At 60.9% G+C, this 19,639-nt stretch carries 17 protein-coding genes; 7 read left to right on the top strand and 10 right to left on the bottom strand.

The window, feature by feature from the left end:
- Nucleotides 1-211: 211 nt before the first annotated feature.
- The 5 genes from OBACDRAFT_RS08700 to OBACDRAFT_RS08680 form a co-directional block, all read right to left on the bottom strand.
- Nucleotides 212-973, bottom strand: a complete 762-nt coding sequence (locus tag OBACDRAFT_RS08700) for an RraA family protein (protein ID WP_043584728.1) — start codon at nt 971-973, stop codon at nt 212-214.
- 146 nt (nt 974-1,119) lie between these two features.
- On the bottom strand, nt 1,120-1,977 hold the full coding sequence (locus OBACDRAFT_RS08695; RefSeq protein WP_081721907.1) for an SDR family NAD(P)-dependent oxidoreductase: 858 nt from the start codon (nt 1,975-1,977) through the stop codon (nt 1,120-1,122).
- Nucleotides 1,974-2,945 (bottom strand): mannonate dehydratase, encoded by a 972-nt coding sequence (locus OBACDRAFT_RS08690; RefSeq protein WP_043584727.1) that lies wholly within the window; start codon nt 2,943-2,945, stop codon nt 1,974-1,976. The genes OBACDRAFT_RS08695 and OBACDRAFT_RS08690 overlap by 4 nt, the downstream gene beginning before the upstream one ends.
- Nucleotides 2,946-2,952: 7 nt before the next feature.
- On the bottom strand, nt 2,953-3,726 hold the full coding sequence (locus OBACDRAFT_RS08685; RefSeq protein WP_043584726.1) for an IclR family transcriptional regulator: 774 nt from the start codon (nt 3,724-3,726) through the stop codon (nt 2,953-2,955).
- A gap of 540 nt (nt 3,727-4,266) precedes the next feature.
- On the bottom strand, nt 4,267-5,271 hold the full coding sequence (locus tag OBACDRAFT_RS08680; RefSeq protein ID WP_043584725.1) for a LacI family DNA-binding transcriptional regulator: 1,005 nt from the start codon (nt 5,269-5,271) through the stop codon (nt 4,267-4,269).
- A gap of 202 nt (nt 5,272-5,473) precedes the next feature.
- On the opposite strand from OBACDRAFT_RS08680, the gene OBACDRAFT_RS08675 reads away from it, so the two are divergent.
- From OBACDRAFT_RS08675 to OBACDRAFT_RS08655, 5 genes are all read left to right on the top strand, one after another.
- Nucleotides 5,474-6,277, top strand: coding sequence for a PEP-CTERM sorting domain-containing protein (locus tag OBACDRAFT_RS08675; protein ID WP_043584724.1), 804 nt, complete (start codon nt 5,474-5,476; stop codon nt 6,275-6,277).
- A 69-nt stretch (nt 6,278-6,346) separates the two neighbouring features.
- Nucleotides 6,347-7,057 (top strand): type II secretion system protein, encoded by a 711-nt coding sequence (locus OBACDRAFT_RS25170; RefSeq protein WP_052361535.1) that lies wholly within the window; start codon nt 6,347-6,349, stop codon nt 7,055-7,057.
- Between the two features lie 103 nt (nt 7,058-7,160).
- Nucleotides 7,161-8,078, top strand: a complete 918-nt coding sequence (locus OBACDRAFT_RS08665; RefSeq protein WP_088179293.1) for an alpha/beta hydrolase — start codon at nt 7,161-7,163, stop codon at nt 8,076-8,078.
- Between the two features lie 53 nt (nt 8,079-8,131).
- A complete protein-coding gene (locus OBACDRAFT_RS08660; protein ID WP_043584723.1) occupies nt 8,132-11,350 on the top strand; it encodes a beta-galactosidase in 3,219 nt (1,072 codons plus the stop codon).
- On the top strand, nt 11,347-11,619 hold the full coding sequence (locus OBACDRAFT_RS08655) for a TolB-like translocation protein (RefSeq protein WP_043584722.1): 273 nt from the start codon (nt 11,347-11,349) through the stop codon (nt 11,617-11,619). Before OBACDRAFT_RS08660 ends, OBACDRAFT_RS08655 begins: the two co-directional genes overlap by 4 nt.
- Here the strand turns inward: OBACDRAFT_RS08655 and OBACDRAFT_RS08650 are convergent.
- A complete protein-coding gene (locus OBACDRAFT_RS08650; protein WP_043584721.1) occupies nt 11,577-11,996 on the bottom strand; it encodes a type II toxin-antitoxin system VapC family toxin in 420 nt (139 codons plus the stop codon). The two genes, OBACDRAFT_RS08655 and OBACDRAFT_RS08650, sit on opposite strands and share 43 nt — an antisense overlap.
- Entirely contained in the window at nt 11,974-12,237 is a 264-nt protein-coding gene (locus OBACDRAFT_RS08645) for a hypothetical protein (RefSeq protein WP_043584720.1), read from the bottom strand. The genes OBACDRAFT_RS08650 and OBACDRAFT_RS08645 overlap by 23 nt, the downstream gene beginning before the upstream one ends.
- Nucleotides 12,238-12,391: 154 nt before the next feature.
- Here OBACDRAFT_RS08645 and OBACDRAFT_RS08640 point away from each other — a divergent pair, with 154 nt between their 5' ends.
- Both OBACDRAFT_RS08640 and OBACDRAFT_RS08635 read left to right on the top strand, forming a co-directional pair.
- A complete protein-coding gene (locus OBACDRAFT_RS08640) occupies nt 12,392-13,456 on the top strand; it encodes a PDDEXK nuclease domain-containing protein (RefSeq protein WP_043584719.1) in 1,065 nt (354 codons plus the stop codon).
- Nucleotides 13,457-13,483: 27 nt separating this feature from the next.
- Nucleotides 13,484-14,656, top strand: a complete 1,173-nt coding sequence (locus tag OBACDRAFT_RS08635) for an oligogalacturonate lyase family protein (RefSeq protein ID WP_043584718.1) — start codon at nt 13,484-13,486, stop codon at nt 14,654-14,656.
- A gap of 209 nt (nt 14,657-14,865) precedes the next feature.
- Here the strand turns inward: OBACDRAFT_RS08635 and OBACDRAFT_RS08630 are convergent, their stop codons facing one another.
- The 3 genes from OBACDRAFT_RS08630 to sufD form a co-directional block, all read right to left on the bottom strand.
- Entirely contained in the window at nt 14,866-17,307 is a 2,442-nt protein-coding gene (locus OBACDRAFT_RS08630; RefSeq protein ID WP_052361534.1) for a DUF3857 domain-containing protein, read from the bottom strand.
- Nucleotides 17,308-17,469: 162 nt separating this feature from the next.
- Nucleotides 17,470-18,030 (bottom strand): iron-sulfur cluster assembly protein, encoded by a 561-nt coding sequence (locus tag OBACDRAFT_RS08620; protein WP_043584715.1) that lies wholly within the window; start codon nt 18,028-18,030, stop codon nt 17,470-17,472.
- A gap of 230 nt (nt 18,031-18,260) precedes the next feature.
- Nucleotides 18,261-19,604, bottom strand: a complete 1,344-nt coding sequence (sufD, locus tag OBACDRAFT_RS08615) for a Fe-S cluster assembly protein SufD (protein WP_043584714.1) — start codon at nt 19,602-19,604, stop codon at nt 18,261-18,263.
- Nucleotides 19,605-19,639 lie beyond the last annotated feature (35 nt).

Here is a 19,639-nt window from a genome sequence, read left to right as displayed (position 1 = left end):
CGGGGGGGGGGGGGGGGGGGAGAAGCATGGGCTTCCAACCCATGTGGCGCGGGCGTCCCGCCCGCTGTAGGGGCGTCGCTTGCGACGCCCGCGCACGCCATTCGATGCCACGTCCTGCATACGCGGGCTTCGCAAGCGAAGCCCCTACGCGTGGTGCGCAAGTCCCGCCCGCAATCAGAAGCGGGCGGGACGCCCGCGCCACTTTGCTCCGTTAGAAGTAGCCGCCTTTTTCGGTGATTTGTTCGAGGGTCTGGCCTTCGGCAACCCAGGTGAAAATCTTTTTCTCGTTGCCGCGGATTTCTTCGGCGCGGAGGAGCACTTCGTAGGCGATGTCACGGGGGACAACAACCACGCCGTCGATGTCGCCAAGGATGATGTCGCCGGGGCGGATGACGGCGTCGCCAACTTTGATCGGGATTTGGTAGTGCGTGATGAGGCAGCGGCCGAGCGATCCGTTGGGGATGCGATGCTTGTAGAAGAGGGGAAATTTTTTCTCCAGGATTTGGTGTGTGTCGCGGATGCCGCCGTCGATGGCCGCGCCTTTGACGCCGAGCCCGACGGCGGTGGCGGTCATGACACCGCCCCAGAGCGTGGCGCGTTCGTCGCCCGAGGTGTCCCACACGATGAAGTTGTTGGGCTTGAGTTCGGTGAGCATCTGGGTGCGGTAGGTCATCTCGCCGGTGATTTTGACGTTGGGCGCGCTCTTCACGGTGAAGGCGATGCCGGCGACAGTGATTTCGGGGCGGAGTGGTTTCATGTGGCCGGGCAGCGCCTGATCAAGCAGGGCGTGCTCGCGCAACACATCGCTCACGGCGCCGGTGTAGAGTTGTTCGTAGCGGGACAACAGTTCTTCCTCGGGAATGGGAAGCGGTTTGGTCGAGATGTATTCGCGCTCGGCGATCAGCTTCTCGAGGTTCATCATGCCTACTTCTTTTTTGTAGGCGTCGATATCAGCGTTTAGGTTTTTGCTCATGGTGGGAAGGGTTTCAGTGAACAGTGATCAGTGAAGCAGTGATCAGTGAGATAGTGATGCAGTGGGCGGTGAGGCAGTGGGTTGCGTGTAATGGGTTCTTAACTACAGCCACTGTTCATTGTTCACTGCTTCACTGCTCACTGTTCCTAGTTGGCGAGACCGAGGCCGCCGTCTATGTAGAGGTTTTGGCCGGTGATGTAGCGGCCGGCATCGGAACAGAGGAGGAGGGCGGCGCCGGTGCAGTCGGCGGGAGTGCCGAAGTCGGCGACGGGAATGGCTGAACGAACTTTTTCAGCATAGGCCTCCTCAGCGAGGCGTCCGATGTTGCGGTCGGTGAGGATGACGCCGGGCGCGAGGTTGTTGCAGGTGATGCCGTGGGGGGCGAGTTGGCGCGCGAGGTTGAATGCAAGCGAGGTCTGCGCGCACTTGGTGGCGGCATACACCACCATGTGCGGATGCGGGCGGCTTTCCTGCACGCTGCCAATGGTGAGGATGCGACCCCAGCGGCGTTCGATCATGCCGGGCGCGGCGAGTTGGCAGAGTTCAAGTGAGGAGCGGAGATTGACGTTGATTTGTTGTTCAAACTCGTCGCGCGGGAGGGTGAGCCAGTCGGGGCGGGGGATTTGGACGGAGGCGTTGAGGACGAGGATGTCGATGCCGTCGGCGTCGAGCGCGGCGAGTGCTCCGTCGTAAGCGCGGCGTGCGCCGTCGTCCGCGCCGAGGTCGGCCTGCACGGTGCCGGTGCGGACGCCAAAGGCGGCGGCGCGTTCGGCGATGTCGTGTGCCTGGCCGGCGTTGCCGGTGAAATGGATGGCAACGTCCGCGCCGGCTTCGGCGAGGCCGAGGGCGATGGCGGAGCCAATGCCGCGGCTGGAGCCGGTGACGAGGGCGCGGCGGCCGGCAAGTTTGAAGGAGGCGAGGGTGGAGGCGGCGGGCGTCGCCGAACATCCAACATCCGATGTCGGAATGGAACGGGGGGGGGGGGGGGGGGATTCGATGCTCATGTGTATGAAATGTGATGTGTATCCAAAATGCCTTTCATGTAGCCGATGGCGAAGAGGCGTCCGAGTGTGGCGTAGCCGTGCGGGAGGTCTTCTTCGCCTGCGAGCGAGGGGACGTGATCGACGCGGATGGGGACGTGCAGGCCGAGCTCCTTGCCGTAAAGGTGGAGCATGGCGGGCATGTCGGTGGGGCCGTTGTCGTGGAAGGTCTCGGTAAAATTGTCGCGCGTGCCGTCGATGTCACGGAAGTGGACGAACACGATTTTTTGCGCGAAGCGGCGCGCGGTGACGGCAACGTCTTCGCCCATGGCGCGGAAGTTGGCCTGGCAATACGTGATGCCGTGCGAGGGAGAATCGCTGAGCGACATGGCCCAGGCAAAGGCGTCGGCGGTGGTGAAGATGCGTCCGACTCCGCGCAACGGGGAGAGCGGCGGGTCGTCGGGATGGAGTCCCATTTTGACGCCGGACTGTTCGGCTACGGGAAGGACGCGGCTGATGAAATATTCGTAATTGGAGCGTAGTTGTTTTTCAGTTACGCGCTGGGATTCAGGGACGGGCGCGGGATCGAGGCGGGCGGCGTCGAAGCGGTTGGTAATGGCGCCGCCGCGTGTGACGACATGCGTGTCGGTGCGGCACCAGCCGATGGTCGCCATGAAGTTGTAGCAGAGGAGGCCGATGCCGAGTTCGCCCATGTTGCGGAGCATTTGCTGGTAGCGGGCGATGTCTTCGTCGCGTCCGGGGAGGCCGAGTTTGATGCGTTGCATGTCGAACTCGTCGCCTTCGAGTCCGGCGAGTGTGAGGCCGGCGTCGGCAAAGCGGTCGCGGATTGTGCGCAGGGCGTCGATGTTGTCGGGCGCGGGCAGTCCGGTGAGTTCGGGCGCGCACTTGCAGATGGCGTGCGTGACGCCGAGCTGGCGGGCGAATTGCCAGGTGCGGTCGGGTTTGGCGGGGAGGAAGTCGGCGAGGATCATGGGGGGGTTATGGATTGGAAGGATTATCCGAACTTCCGGCGAGGAGGCGGTTGCAGGTTTCGGCGCAGGCGAGGAGGTGGCGCGAGGCGAGTTTGCGCGGCGTGGGTTCGAAGTCTTGCGGGAAGCCGATGAGGGTGAGCGCCGCAACGATGTTGCCGGCGCGGTCGCGCAGCGGGGCGGACATGGCGGAGTGATCGGTGCGGTAGTGGCCGAGATCGGAGCAGCGTCCATTGCGGGTGAGTTCGCGGAGGCGGGTGGCGATGTCGGCGGGTTTCTGGTTTTGCCAGCAATCGGCGGGCGCGGCGGCAATGATGGCATCGCGCTCGGCCGCGGAGAGTGTGCTCATCAGGACGGTGCCGGAGGAGCCAAGGACGAGATGGAATGCCGCACCGATCTTGACGTTTACGGAGGTGGCGCGCGGCGACTCGACGCGGAAGATGGTGATGGCGCTGTCGCCTTGCCGGACGGATATTTTTGCCGTGAGTCCGGTGTCGCGCGCGAGTTGGCGGAGGGGTTCGCGGACAGTCTCAATGAGAAGTTCGTGGCGGGAGAGGGGTTGCAGAAGGGGGAGGAGGCCGAAGGAGATTTCGTGCTGCCCGGCGGCGGTGGCACGCACCCAGTCTTCGGCGAGGAAGGTCTGGAGGATGCGGTAGGTGCTGGAGTGCGGGAGTCCGAGGGTTTGCGCGAGTGCCTTGGTGGTGGTGGCGTCACCTTTGCCATCGGCCACGGCACGAAGGACGGCGATGGCTTTTTTCAGAATTGGAACGGTGTGGGCAGACATGGCGGCGGGCGACGGGGTAGCGGGATGATGCGGCGGTGTTTGATTGCAGGGAGAACTTGAGATGCCAGCGCCGCCATCTCAAGTCTCCTATTGGACTTAGTTTTTCATTAGAGAAAATGCATCAATTGTTCGTGTCTCCTCGTGTGTTTCGTGGGCAAAGCCTGACTTCTGATCAACTGCTCAAGCCTCTGGAGATCTAAAACCGAAGCAAACGAACCAACCGCGAATGGACGCGAATGAACGCGAATAAAACCAATGAGTTCCGACGGGTTCTTTTATTCGCGTTCATTCGCGGTTAAAAATGAATTTCTAGAACCTCCCATAACAAAAGGCACTGGGGGGGAGGGGGGGGAGGGGGACAGGGCAGAGGGGGTTAGAGCATTGTCGGTTCAATTTGTCGCAAGGTTTAAGAGATCACGCAGAGACGCAGAGGCGCAGAGAAAACCCATGTTACTAATTATAAATGAATTAAAAATATTACATTTCCCTCTCTCTGCGTTCTCCGCGTCTCCGCGTGAGACAAAATAAATCGAAAACGCTCTAGTTCGCAGTTGCCGCTGTGCACGACTGGCGCACCACCAACTCTGGCGGGAGCACCTGGCAGGTGGTGACAGTGGGTTTGCGACCTTCGAGCTGGTCGATCAGGGCGGCGACGGTGATACGCACGAGTTCGGCCACGGGCTGGCGCGCGGAGGTCAGCGGAGGGTAGGTGATCTCGGTGAGCAACGAATCCTCGATCGACACCACCGAATAATCGCGCGGCACTTCACGGCCTTGTTCGCGCAAGCCGGCGATGAGACCGACGGCGAGCAGGTCGTTGCCCGCGACGCACGCCGTGCAGTTGGTGGCAATGAGTTCGCGAGCGGCCTGGCGTCCGTGTTCGGCTTTCCAGTTGCCTTCGATGACCCACTCGGCGCGCGCGGCAATGGGACGGCTCGCGTAAAACGCCTCCCATGCCGACACGCGCACGCGTTTCACGTCGCCTTTGTCCATGCCCGTGACGATGCCGATGCGGTGGTGGCCGAGAGACCAGAGATGTTCCATTAACACCGTGACCGCCGCGCGTATGTCGAACATCGCGGGTGACTCCGCCTCTGACCGTCCGAACGTCACGCACGGCATGTGCGGCGCGATGCGCTTGAGGTCGTCGTTGCCGAGGAGAGGGTCGAGATTGATGATGCCATCGAGCAAGTTGCGACTGAACGTTGTGAAAAACTTTGCGGGGTCCGTTGGGTGAGACCGAGTGAGGCCGAGGAGCATTTCGTAACCGTAGCCTGCAAGCGCATCGGCGATGGCCTCGACCTTGCGTCCGGTGAACGGATTGTAGAGTTCGCTGACGAGCACGCCGATCTGTTTGGTTTTTCGCGTGCGCATGATCTGCGCCGCCTTGTTGGGGGCGTAATTAAGCTGTGTAGCGAGTTCCCGGATACGCTCCGCCCGCCGGACAGCGCTCGGCCACGCTTCGCCGGCCTTGCCGTTGAGCACGCGTGAAACGGTGTCCACCGAAACCCCCGCCGCTATCGCAATGTCCTTGAGTGTCGTCATACCTCGACTACCTGACGACTCGCATTTTGCATGTCGATCCTGAATATCCGCAAAATACGGCAAGAGTTATTGTAATTAACTATTATTTAATATGTTAAAAATAATAGTAACGTTCTTTATTTTTTATTGACGGAGAGAGTATGGTTCATTTTCGTATCGTTCTTAATTAACCCGCCAATTCACACCTACCCACCTGCCAACCATGAAACTCACTCGTCTACACATTCTTCCTCACGCAGCCCTCATTGCGCTTGCCGGACTCGTGCTGGCGGCGCTCCCGGCCCGCGCGGTCATCGTGGCCTCCGATACGTTTTCGATTACCGATAGCCGCCAAGCAGGCAGCACGCTCAGCGGTAGCACCACCGAAACCGGTAATCTTGTCTGGAACGGCAACGCGCAATGGAAACTGGCAGAAGGAGGCTATGTCACCGCCACCAGTGCGAACAACGCCGGCTTCGCGGTGCCATTCAGTTTTGCCAGTTACAGCCAGACAGGAAGCATCGCCACGATCAGTTTTGACGTCACGTTCCCTCGCAACAACGATTCGACTTGGTATGCGTTTGGTTTTGGGACGAACGCTAGTGGTGCCCTCAACAGCACTTCTGGCATGATTTGGGTGCAGGTGAACAGTCGACTAGGTGGGTGGTTGGTAAAAACAGGAGGCACGAACGCAGCCACCGGAACTCTTACCGAAACGCTTGGCTCCTACAACCGCAACAACACCTATACTTGGTCCCTCAGTTACAGCGAATCGACCCGTACAATCGTGGATGTGAGTGTGAACGGCACCTCAATTGTTTCCAATTACGTTGTCCCAGAGAGCGTCACTCTTAACGCAGCCAGCGCCATTTCCTTTTTCGGCCAGTATCCTGCGGGTAACAGCACCGAGAAAATCGATAATTTCAAACTTGAGATCACCTCCAGCATTCCCGAGCCGGGAACATGGGCTTTACTGGCCGGTGCCATGTTTCTTGTTGGCGCAATCGCTTGGAAAAAATCGCGATAAACGGCCTCGTCATATTGGTTCCGATATTCAACGAACTTTTATTCCGCGAAGAAACCTGCAGCACCTCCTATGACTCTTACCTCAAAAGACACATGTCACTGTCGCGGTTTCACCCTCATTGAGTTACTCACCGTCATTGCCATCATCGGCATTTTGGCGGCGATCATCATTCCGGTGACTGGGCGAGTTCGCGATTCGGCGCGGCAGGCGCAATGCCTCTCCAACATGCGCCAGTTCCTCCTCGCCGTTCCCATGTATGCCGATGACAACAAAGGCCGGATGCCTCCCTGCTATCACGGTGCCACTAACGGCGAAGTTGCCTACCATCTCGCCCCTTACTTTTCCCCGCCCGCCGGGCTGACCAACGCCTATGACCTCTACAATTGGGCGCACAAAAAGGAATGCACCGGCATCGTGAAAACCACCAGTGGTGCCGGCTGGCGTTATGGCTTCTCCCGCATGGCCTCTTCCCGCACCGACCTCACCCCCGCCACCTACATCCAACTCTCCAGCATCCCCGAACCTTCGCGCCTCCTCTACATCATTGACACCACTGGTTCCGGGGCCATCCGCCCCGAAACCCTCACCAGCCTTCCCAATGATCTTCGTCAGGCCACGCCGCGCCCCCATCGCGGAAAAGTCAGCACCGGCTGGCTCGATGGACACGTTCGCGCCGCCCTTGTGAGCACGCTCACGCGCGCCGACTTCACGCGTGGCACGCCCTCTTGGTCCGCCTCCTACGAAACCAGCTTCATCACCACTGCCGAATACGATAAGTAACGGGGGGACGGACGCTTATTTTGTTTGTGCTGAGATCGCCGTTAAATCGCAGCCCTCCCCCCCCCTCCCCCTTCCCCCTCACACGCACGCTCCCTGTTGAAAAATGAAAAACATGCCTGAAAAATTCCGGTTCCCGTTCGCCATCGCGCTTGCCGTTTTCCTGACGGCGGCGACAAACATCTCCGCGCAAACCGTCGCCGTCTCCACGGCAGCTTCCGTCAACGCCAAACAGGCGCGGCCCGTAATTACGCGCACCGAAAAGGACATCCCGTATTATCCGGCTGACATTGCCGCCGCCAAACCCGACAGCTACCGCGACACCCAGTGCCTTCTTGATATTCGTTACCCGGAAAACGTCGCCGATTATGCCACGCTTGTCTGGTTTTACGGAGGCGGACTCACGGGCGGCAAACGCAGTTTCGAGAAAATCGGGAACGGTAAAATTGCCCGCGTGGACGTTGGCTACCGCCTGTCGCCCAAGGCGGAAAACCCCGCATGGTTGGAAGATGCCGCCGCCGCTGTCGCATGGACGCTTCAAAACATCGCAGCAAGAGGCGGCGACCCAAAGAAGGTCTTTATCGCTGGTGGTTCCGCTGGCGGTTACATCGTGGCGATGCTCGGCACGGACCCGCGCTGGCTCGCCCCCTACAAATTCGCGCCGGGGAATCTCGCCGGCGTCATTCCCGTCAGCGGTCAGGTTGCCAAGCACGCCACCGTCAAAAAAGCCCTCGGTGACACGATTTCCCGATACCGCCCCATCATTGATGAATGGGCGCCACTCTATTGGGTGGCGGAAAAAAACCTTCCGCCATTCTGCCTCATTGTTGGAGACCGGAAGAGAGAACAACCCAACCGCGTCGAGGAGAACGCCCTCTTTGCCAGCGCCCTCCGCAGTTGCGGACACCCATTCGTTGAATTTTACGAAATGGGCGGTCTTGACCACGGCGGCGCCCAGATCGGCGGGAATATTATCATCCCGCAGTTTATCGAGCGCGTCCTGAAAACCCGCAACTCACCATAGCCGCCTCCCCCCTCTCCTCCTGCCCATGCAACATATCACCTTTTTCTCCCACCATGCATCGCTGCCTTGCCGCCCTCCTCTTCGCCGCCATTAACCTGTCCCCGATCGCCGCTGCGGCGGCGACGGGCGCCCTCGACACCGCGATTACCTACCCTGCGACCACGCCTTACATCCGGGAAAAAACCGTTTTTCCGCAAACCGCCCTGACCTTCGACCAACCTGCGGAATGGAAGCCAAACGGACATGCGGACGGCAACCGCATCGGAGTCCGCCCCGCCACCGACCCTGAAACCGGCGCACCGCTCACCGAGTTTTTTTTCGACGCCCGCAACCTGAAAAAACGTTGGCTTCACTGGCAGAAAAATTTCCCCGCCCCCCTCGACCGCGCCGCCCTCGGCGGCATCAGCTTTGAAGTGTTTCCCCTCACCCCGCTCCCCCCCTCCCTCCGCCTCCAAGTCGGCCTCCCCCTTGCCGTCAAGGACATCGGCCCCGCCTACCAAACCACATTCGGCCAACTCGTCCCCGGACGTTGGAACCGGATCGAAACCCGCGCCGGTTCCAACCGCCATCCATACCCGTCCGGCATTCGCATCCTCCTCGACATCAGCCGCCCTGACGTCCCACAAAAACAAGAAGTGCGCTTTCTCGTCCGCAACCTGCGCCCCCTTGAAGGCGGTGCGCTCATCACGCAACCGCCCTCCGTTCCAGCCGCGGTTTCCGACCCCGTGTTGGCAGCCTGGATACAACAAACCTCTCCCTCCGAACTCCTCACCACCGATGCCGTTTCCGCCACACTCGACATTGCTGTTGTGCGCCCTGTCCAAGTCGTCCTGCAACTCGCACCCGCCGCACCCGCCGCACCCGCCGCACCCGCCACACCCCCGCCCGTTCTCGCGTCGGCGTCCGTGGAATTGCGCCCGCCCGTCACGCGCATTGCGTTCCGTCACGCGCCGCCCGCAACTGCTCCTTTTGCTCCCGGTCCACATGCATTCCAAATCGTCCTCGCCGCTCACCAGGATGGAACGGTGCCCCTCCCCCCCCCCCTGCTTCTCACGACGCGCCCCCTGACGTTCACCGCTTACGCCCCAGCCGACTTTTTGGAGAAACTCGCCGCCGCCCGCACTCGCGCAGAAAAGCTTCGCGCCCGCGCCGATGCCCTTGCTGCGCAAGCCATCGCCGTCGCCGAACCCAACGTTACCCTCGAAACCGCCGACCTCTTCCTGCACCGCTTCATCCCCGACGACTGGAATCGCCAAAAAGAGCGATCCATCGCGTATACCCTTCTCCGCCAGACCGAAACCCTCCTCGACAAAGCCGCTCGCGAACTTGATGAGCGCGCCTCTCGTCTTGTCGTGGAAAAAATTATCCCCAATCCCTACGACCCCGACGCCCCGATAAAAACAGCCCCCAACGGACGCCTCCGGCAGAACGGGAACTCCATCCTTCTCTTCGGCTCGCAAATGGAGCCAAGCCAGTTTGCCGACAACGCCCTCCTCCCCCGCCTTGGCTTCAACAGCGTCCTCATCGAAATCCCGGCCAGCGCCTACAAAAAAAACACCCTTCTGGCGGACTGCCTGCGCACCGCCGAACGCAACCGCCTCGCTGTCCACCTCCTCTTCAGCACCCATTACATGAAAAGCCTTCCGACGAGTGCACACGCCGGACACGTCATGCTCCCCTACGACATCCTTGACCCGCGCACCCGCCCCCTCCTCGCCAGCGCTTACGAGGACGTCCTTCCGCCTCTCGCGCAATTTTCCAACCTCGTCAGCGTTGGCACCGCCAACGAACCCGGCTACACTATCGGACAACAAGCCGCCAACTACCAGACCGCCTTCCGCCAATGGCTCGCCGTGCGAGACGGCGGCAACATTGCTCGCGCCAACGCCCGCTGGCACACCGCCTTCCCCTCCATCGACGCCGTTACGCTCCCCCAACTCCTCTCTGCCAAAAACGCTCCTCTTCCCCCCTCAGCTCGCACCGATACCACCTTTGCCGCCCGCCCTGGCAACCCCGCCACCCGCCTCGACTGGGAACTCTTCCGCACGGAAATCTTGGCCAGCCACTTCCGTTTCATGCGCGACAACGTCCACCAAAGGCTCCCTGATGCGATGGTCTGGGTGAAAAAGTATCACCGACTCGGATACGATCAGATTGATCCCGAGGCGCTCTACGATGCCGGTGCCACCTCGCACAACTGGAGCAGCATCAACAACCCCTTTTACTGCGACTACGCGCGCGGTATTGACCGCGACGCACCTCTCGGATGCACCGAATGGAAACTCGTCCCCGGCCACACCCCTGACACCCTTGACACCGCCAACCCCGCTGCTGGCCCGCTTCTCATGTTTGAAAACTACGCTCGCGGCCTTTCCTACGGCATCGTCTGGAAGTGGTCGCGTCGCGACTGGCGCAACGCGGGCGACTCCCACACCTATCCGCGTTACCCGCTCGCAACCGAAGCCCTCGGACGCGCCTCCCTCCGCCTCCAGCAACTCGCTCCGGTCTTTGACCGCTTGGCTACGCTCGGTGATGGTCCAGTTGCCCTCCTTTTTGACAAAAACAGCCACCTCGCTCAGGGAGAAAGGACGTATCAGCACGACGAGCATACCGGAATCGAGAGCCTCTACTGGCGTCTCAACCGCAACAGTGACGGCGTCCGCATCCTGCACGCCGGGCGTGCCACCGCTGCCGATTTCGCGGCCCGTCGGCTGATCGCCGCTGGCACCGCCAATGCTCTTGATGCCGCCACCATGCGCCATCTCCGCGATTGGGTGGCGCGTGACGGCGGCACGCTCTGGCTCACAGCGCCCGCTTGTCTTGCGCTCGATCCATGGGGAACGCCGCACAGTGATTCGCCAACTGCTGCGGCTTTTGCCGATCTCACCGCCGCCGCTGCAACATCCGGGGAACACACACTTGGCAAAGGCCGTGTCGTGGTTGATCCCTCTTGGACTGGCTATGAAAAATTCATGACCGGTCCGTATCCGATTGATACATACACGGGAACGCCTTTCATTCGCGATGTTGAATGCCGTTACGTGCCCGCCTCTCTCAGCAACGGGAAGTCAGGCTACCTTTACGTCCTTAATCGCACGGCTGAGTCCCGTTCCATCCAACTGCATGATCCCATCACTGGCACGGTATGGCCCTTGCCTCGCAACGCTGCGGAAATATGGGAACAAAGCTCAGCGCGCGTGCCAGTTGCAGCGAATGCTCCGCTGACTCTCAAACCTTACACTGTCCTGCTATTTGAAATACCGTCCACATGAGCCTTTCCTCTGGAAAACGCACCTATGCTGATCCGCTGACTGGCGTTCCAGTGACGCAACTCACCCACTATCGCGGACACAGCCACCATTTTTATTTCACCAATCCCGGCTGGTATGCGGACGGCTCGCGTTTCCTTTTCCGTTCCGATCTCGCCAATCGCACCAAGCTCTTCGGCGTGGACCTTGCCTCTGGCGAAATCGAGCAATTCACCGACATCACGCCGCCTCACGGCATGACAAGCATCCGAGAAGCTCGCCCGCGCATGTAAACCGCGAAATCACGCCTATCCACGGTGAATATCGGCAGGGCAGGATGCTCGTCGCTCAGCAAAACAATTCCCGCATCGGCAAAATCCATCAACCGTCCCCGATAACGCTCCGTCTCCCGCATGATGTCAGCCACCCGTCCGGGCAACATGGACCGCACCTGAATCAAACCGTCCGAAACACTTCGATAGAGAGCCATGACGCCCCGCATGCCCAATTCCTCACCGATAAGAAACGCTGCCTCGGAAATGCACGCCTCGCACGTCAGCCACGGCCCACGCGCCTTGGGCAGAACCGACACGGCCCACGCATGGTATTCGTCGTTGCGGACGGGAAGCGCGGCGAGAAAACCGCTGTCAACGATGCTTCGCGCGTCCATAGGCCTTCATTCGTTCGCGTTGCGTCCGGCCCGACCCCTCGCCCTGCCCGACAAATCCGGCCAAGGCCGTGCTCATGTCGATGCCCTCTTCGCCGTCCATGCCCTCTCCGGCTGCGAGCCCCCGTTCCATCGCCTCAATGACGGCCTCGGAAAAAGGACGCCCCCGCGCCCTGGCACGGGCTTTGAGTTTTCGATGCAGGGAAACCGGCACCCGGACGCTTTCGAGAATCGTGGCAGGCATGAAAAACGTATTACACCCCCCAAAATTCCGGTCAAGTCTCCCGCCCCCTTTCTCATGGCAAACAAAACATGCCCCCCCTCTTCTTCGCTCTCCGGTGGAGCTACGCGGACACTTTCTGGCTGACGAAAATGTCGAGTCATGTTGAAGTTTTCAGATGCAAGATTCCTCCGCCAGCTTGATACCACCCCCTGAAGGTTACACCGAATGGCTGGGCGATCTCAAAGACCGTATCCACGCCGCGCAACAACGCGCCACCCTGGCGGTCAACCGCGAGCTGGTGCTGTTATATTGGCAAATCGGTCGCGACATTTTAGCCCGGCAATCCCGCCAAGGGTGGGGAGCAAAAGTCATCGAACGACTGGCGCAAGACTTGCGTGGCGCGTTCCCGGAGATGAAGGGGTTTTCCCCGCGCAATCTCAAATACATGCGCGCCTTTGCAGAGGCGTGGCCGGATACCGAATTTGTGCAAGGGGTGCTTGCACAATTGCCGTGGTATCACCAGCTGGCCCTATTGGACAAGTTAGACACTGCGGAGGATCGCCGTTGGTATGTCACCAAAGCCATTGAAAACAACTGGTCTCGCAATGTGTTGGTGATGCAAATCGAGTCTCGCCTGCAGGAGCGCAGCGGCACGGCTGTCACCAACTTTGCCCTCACCCTGCCCAAGCCACAATCCGACCTGGCACGCGAATCAATCAAAGACCCCTATCGTTTCGATTTCCTTGGACTGACCGAAAAAGCCCAGGAACGCGAAATCGAAACCGCCTTGCTCAAACACGTCACCGACTTTTTGTTGGAACTGGGCGCGGGCTTCGCCTTCGTCGGACGACAGGTGCTACTTGATGTGGAAGGCGACGAATTTTTTATCGACCTGCTGTTTTACCACCTGAAATTGCGCTGTTACGTGGTGATTGAAATCAAGGCCGGTAAATTCAAACCCGAACACCTCGGACAGTTAAGTTTTTATCTCACGGCGGTGGATGCCCGGATCAAACATTCGCAAGACGCCCCCACCATCGGACTGCTGCTCTGCAAAAGCAAAAATAAAGTCGTCGCCGAATACGCGCTGCGCGGCAACACCAACCCTATCGGCGTATCCGAATACCAATTGGTGGAATCCCTGCCCGCCGAGTTGCAGACCAGCCTGCCCTCCATCGAACAAATCGAACACGAACTGGCTGGTGACGCATCCGACGCGAGCCCCGAAAACGACCCGTAGCTCTCTCGTTTCATTCATCCCTTTCCCATGACATTCCCTTCCGAAAAACGCACCTATGCTGATCCGCTGACTGGCGTTCCAGTGACGCAACTCACCCACTATCGCGGACACAGCCACCATTTCTATTTCACCAATCCCGGTTGGTATGCAGGCGGCTCGCGTTTCCTTTTCAGCTCCGATCGGAGCAACCGCACCAACCTCTTCGGCGTGGACCTTGCTTCTGGCGAAATCGAACAATTCACCGACCTCCCTCCCCCCCCCCCCGGCGCACGGTTCGACTTCGTTACTGCCTGCAAGAATGGTCGTCGCGACGAGGTTTACTTCTGGCACGATCACACCCTCCGCGTGGTGGATCTCTCCACCAAAACAATCCGCGACCTCCTCGACGTGGACCCTGCTTGGAAACCCAGTATGACGGCCTCTTCCTGCGATGGTGCGCATCTCTACTTCGGCCTTGAGCAAGTCGTCATCTCCGAGGACTACAGCAACAGTCGTCAAAACAACCTCGGCATTCGTGCCCGCTGGCTCGCAAAACCTCTCAGCCGCATCGTGCGTCTTCCCATCGCTCCCGATGGCAGCGTCGGATCGCTTGAAACCATTTTTGAGGAGCGCGCCTTGCTTGGTCACATCAACACATCACCCACGCAAGCGCACCTCATCACCTATTGTCACGAGGGACCGTGGGAGGAGGTGGATTGTCGTATCTGGGTAATGGATACTCGCAGTGGACGCCGTTGGAAGATCGAAGCTCCGCAGCGCCGTTTCCACATCGGACACGAATACTGGTATGCCGACGGTCTGCGGATTGGTTACCACGGCATCACGGGTGGATCGGAAACCGTGATTGGCGGCGCAAGTGTTGTCGAGGGGACTCCCGGCCATTGGCATGCGCCACAACAGACCGTCACCGGCCACATTTACTCACTCGACGACAATCTCGTTGTTGGTGACGCCTATCATGATGGTGTCATGAAAATCTGGATGCGCATCGACGGTGAGATCCGTGGCCCGCGTGTGCTTTGCCGCCACGATTGTTCCTTTAAAATCCAGCAACTCCACGTTCACCCGCGCATTTCGTCCGATGGCCGTTACGTGATTTTCACGTCGGATCGTGGTGGTTACGGCAACATTTACACCGCGCCGCTGCCGCAGGATGCCGCTGCCTTCAACGCTCTGCCCGTCTGGACCGGGGATGTGTAGCTATGCGGCGAAAATAACGAATGTTACGCAAAGGTGGAGGGCGGGTCTCCCGACCCGCCAGACGCGGCGTAGCCGCGCCCATCTGGAATCGGAAGAGCGGCATTGCACGCCGTCGGCGGGTCAGGAGACCCGCCCTCCAGTGCCTGACTTCACTTCAAAAAGCGCCTGAAATGAGGACGGGCAAGGGTTTCGGATGGACTCGGCCGGCGTCAGACGATGCTCCGCCAGAACCACACCAGGCCCAGCAGCGCGCCCACGGTGAGCACCAACAGGAGTGCGATGGGCCACTTGGACGGACGATGATGACCATGACGATAACCGCGCCGGCGGGATTCGTCGGGAGCGGTCGCGGGCGTGAGTGCAGAGGAGGATGTGGACGCTGTTTGTAATTTAGATGCGGATACAGAAGCTCCGCCTCCGCCGCTTGCGCCGTGTCTTTGTCTGCGGGGGCGTTTGAAATCGTCAGCGGAACGCATCCCGCCACCAAACGGACTGGCGGTGGCGAAGGGGGCGGTGGTGGCCGTGGTAGCGGCGAAGGGGGAACGTGTGGTCTCAATGGTGCGGGCGGTATCGGCAGATGATCGTGGGAGTTGTCCGAAATTGAGGGGGCGGTGCGGACGGGGATGACCGGCCTGAAGGGTGAAGGTCCAGTTGGATTCCTTGAACATGTAGTCGAGCAATTCGCGGTGCGCCGGGAGGTCCGCCGCCGGGACGTGGCCGGCGCGCGTGGAGAGGGTGCTGGTGATTTCCCAGCCGCCTCGCGAGCCACGGCGTTCGGCGTGAAAATAGAGCGCGGTGGTTTGGCGTTCTTTGATGTCGTGGCCTTGGGGTGGGGCGACGGGTGTGCGCAGTTCCTGGGTGTGTTTGAGCGTGAGGGGGCAGGGGAGTTGGAGGGGGCCGCGCCGGTCGGTCTCGGGCATGAGGAGGGCGGTGCAGAGGAGGGGGGGGGGGAGGACGAACCGGCACAGACGGGTGCCGGGCAGGAGGGTCACGAGGCCGGGGGCGGCAAAGGTCTCGGCAATGACAAATTCGTTGGTCTCGCGCGTGTCGCGGATGGCAAGGGGCGTCAGGCGTGTGACGTTGCCATAGCGGGTGGTGGCGGTGTTGAGGTGGTCTTTGGCGAGGGCTTCTTCGCCGGCGTGTTTGAGTTGGTTGCGCAGGCGCTCGGCATGGACGCCGGTGGCGCGTATTATGTTTTCAATGAAGGAGGGGCGTCCTGCGGTATCGATGAGGAATGTCTCGTGCTGGTCGTAGATTTCTTCGGGGACGGCGGGGGTGGTGTGCGGCGCCGGAGGGGGGATGAGGCCGGGGCTGTCGGGGCAGACGGGGAGGCCGGTGATGAAGGGGGGGACGGGGCGGTGCAGGGGGCCGCCTCCTTGGAGGGAGAGGGTGGAATCCACCCAGCGGGTGACGCCGTCGAGGGTGAATTCGGCGATGACGTGGTTGAAAAAACCGGGTGAGGGAAGGAGGTCGGGCAGGGCGTTGCCGAGTTCGGTGCTGACGAGGATGGGGCGGGCGGCGAGGCCGAGGTGACGGAGCAGGCTGACGAGGAGGAGGGTGAGGTCTTTGCAATCGCCAAAGCGGCGTTGCGCCACGGTGTTGGGCGGGGCGGGGATGTAGCCGCCGAGTTCGGTGTTGATGCTCAGGTAACGGTGCTCGTCTTGCACGAGGCGGAGGGCGCGTTCGACGCGGGTGGCGAGGTCGGGCGCGGGATCGCTGGCGTCGTGGGCGTCGGGTCGGGGGGCGTTGATTTCGGCGAGCAGTTGTGCAAAGGCGGTCGGGGTGACGGGATCGCTGGCGGGGCCGGGATTGCCGGCGTCAGGGGTGACGGGCCAGGCGTCGTGGGCGGCGCGGGCAATGGCGGACCAGTCGTTGACGTCGGAGATTTGTATCCAGGGGGCGGGGAACATCCAGGCGGGGGTGCCGGGTTCGATTTCGGGCGTGGTGGTGTTTTCGCCGGTCCAGGTCCAGCAGGTGGAGGCGTCGGATGCGGTGGGGTCGGTGTGGGTGATGGCAGGGGCGAGGTCGGGCGCGGAGGTTTTCCAGCGGAGGGGGCGGGCGGCGGGGAAGGTGACGGTGAATCGGTGGCGGTGGATGAGGGAGGCGGAGGGGAGGTTGAAAAAGTCGAAGCAGTTGTCGGGCAGGATGTGGGGGCGGTGTTCGAGGGTGTGGGCGGATTCAATGATGTCGCCGGGGCGGATGTCATCGAGGACAACAAGGAGGGTGAAACAGCCGTGGAGGACGAAGCTTTCGAGTCCTTCCTCGCGTTGGAGGAGATGGATTTTGGCGAGGTTGGTGTGGTCGAAGGTTTGGGCGCCGCGGTGGACGACTAGTTTGTGCAGGGTGATGCGTTGGGTGTGGGGTTCAAATTGCAGGCGCCACTGGGAGCGGTGTTGCACGGCCTGCATGGTTTCGAGGCGTACGATGGTGTGCGACAGGGTTTGCGAACTGGCGGCATGGATTTGGCGGTCGATGAGCAGCCAGGTGAGGTGATCGGCAGGACGCGCGGGGGGGGGGGGGGGGAGGGGGTCGGCGGCGGAGAAGGGTTGCAACTGGCTCCATTCGGGGGGCGGGCCGATGTCGATGCGCCTGCGCGCGGTTTCGACGGGGAGTGCGAGTTTGCTGGGTGTGGAGGAGGATTGCGCGGACACTGTGCGATGGCGTTGGTGATGAAAATCGAATCACAGTGGTACGAGGATACGGGGAAACGAAGCACAAAAAAACTCACGCGGAGGCGCGGAGCACGCGGAGAAGTGCATAACAAAACTCTGCGTCCTTCGCGTCTCCGCGTGAGTTTTGATCGGGAAATAGTATCAGATGAGGCCGAGCTTCATTTTGCCTTCTTCGCTGATCATGGACTGGTTCCAGGGTGGTTCCCAAGTGATCGTTACTTCGGCATCGTTCACGCCGGGGACGAGAAGGATTTTGCTTTTGGCGTCCTCCGCAATCGCCGGGCCCATGCCGCAACCGGGGGCGGTGAGGGTCATGGCAACGTTGACTTTGTAGGTGGGCGTGGCGTCGGGGGTGATGGGCTCCACTTTGGCAATGTCCATCGAATACACGAGGCCGAGGTCAACGATGTCCACGGGGATCTCGGGGTCATACACTTTTTTGAGTTGGGCCCAGATGGCGTCAGGATCGGGTGCGCCGTCGGCCAGCGTGGTGGTGTGGACTTTGTCATCGAGAATCTTCTCGCCGAGGGCGTCGCCGTCTTTGCCGTCGATGCGATAGAGGCCGAAATCGGTCTGCACGGTGAAGCTGCCGCCAAGGGTCTGGTGCAGGTAGATGCGGGTGCCGGTGGCAAGGAGTTGCTTCTCGCCGCTGGGGATTTGCGTGGCGACGACTTCGCGGGTGAGGTTGCGGTCTTTGCTCATGAGAAAATGAGTTTTTATTAGTTATACAGAGTTACACAGAGGACACAGAGGAGGCACAGAGTTTAGGGAGGGCTGTCCGGCTGATTGATTGGTTTGTTTGCGAAGGGGGGGGGGGGGGAGGGGAGGGGAGAGGCCTTCCTACCGTTCTTGCATAACTTTCTGATGTGATCTCTTGATGGCCTCCTCAATCTCTGTGCCTCCTCTGTGTCCTCTGTGTAATTTTTCTGGTTTTATTTTTTGAATTTGGTGCGGATCAGCGTGACGAGGGCGTCGTGGAGGTCGGGGTTGTCGAGTTTGCCGAGGACTTCCTCGAAGAAACCGAAGACGAGGAGTTCGTGGGCGTTCTTCGGGTCGATGCCGCGGGCTTGCAGATAAAACTGCTGCTCGGGTTCAATGCGGCTGGTAGTTGATCCGTGGGTACAGCGCACGTCGTTGGCCTCGATCTCCAGGCCGGGCAGACTGTTGGCCTCGGCGGTGTCGCTGAGCATGAGGTTGCGGTTGCTTTGGTAGGCGTCGGTTTTCTGCGCGTCGGGTTCAACGATGATGAGGCCGGAGAAGATGGTTTTGGCGGTGTCGAGGAGCGCGTTCTTGTAGAGGAGGTTGGACGAGGTGTGCGGGGCGGCGTGCGTCTGGAGGGTGCGCTGGTCAAACTCCTGCGCGCCGCTGGCGATGGTGAGGGCGAGCATCTCGGAGTGTGCGCCGGGGCCGAGGAGGCGGCTGTGGGATTCGTGGCGGGCGCGCTTGCCGCCGAGGTGGACGTTGAGCGAGAGGACGCGGGCGTCGCGTTCGGCGACGATGCTGTTGCTTTGGAAGGCGAGGGTGTGTTGCGACCAGGCTTGCGCGCCGACGTAGGTGAGATGCGCGCCGGGACCGGCGTGGAGGTCATTGACGCCGCTGGCGAGGTGGCGGGCGCCGGCCTCGGCGCTGACAAAGAATTCGACGAGCGTGGCCCTGGCCTGGTCTTCGAGGATGACGAGGGTGTGCGGGAACACGGCCTTGTTGTCGCCGCTGAGGGTGTGCTGGAGCACGAAGGGGGCGGCGATCTCAACGCCTTTGGGAACGTAGAGGAGGGCGCCGGCGGCGGTGAAGGCGGTGTTGAGGGCGACGAATTTTTCGCTGCCGAGGTTGGCGGGGAGTTTTTGGAAATATTTTTGGACGAGGTCGGAGTGGTTGCGCAGGGCTTCGTCGAGCGGGGCGTAGATGACGCCTTTGGCGGCGAGGTCGGCGGGCAGGGGGCTGCGGGCGACGAGCTGGCGGTTGGAGTAGATGATCTCGGCGGCGTGCTTGATGGTGGAGTAGTTGGGGATGTTGATGGCCGGGTCTTCGGGGAGGTCGAAGCCGGTGAGCGCGGCGTCGTTGAGCGTGCTGCTGAAGCGCCAGGTCTCGGCGGTGCGGCCGGGGAAGGGCGTTTGTTGGAATTGTTCGTAGGCGGCGCGTTTGGCGTCGAGCCACCAGGCGGGCAGGTAGCTGCGCTGGGCCAGGTGTTGCGCGAATCGTTCGGCGGAGAGTGCGTCGCCGACGGGACTGGCGGCAGGCGCGGGTGCGGAAGAGGGAACGGTGGCTGTGGCGGACATTTTTGAAAAAGCTGAAAACTGAAAAGCTGAAAACT

The sequence above is a fragment of the Geminisphaera colitermitum TAV2 genome (assembly GCF_000171235.2).
GTDB classification, from domain to species: Bacteria; Verrucomicrobiota; Verrucomicrobiia; order Opitutales; family Opitutaceae; genus Geminisphaera; species Geminisphaera colitermitum.
This window is presented reverse-complemented; position numbering and strand designations above follow the sequence as displayed.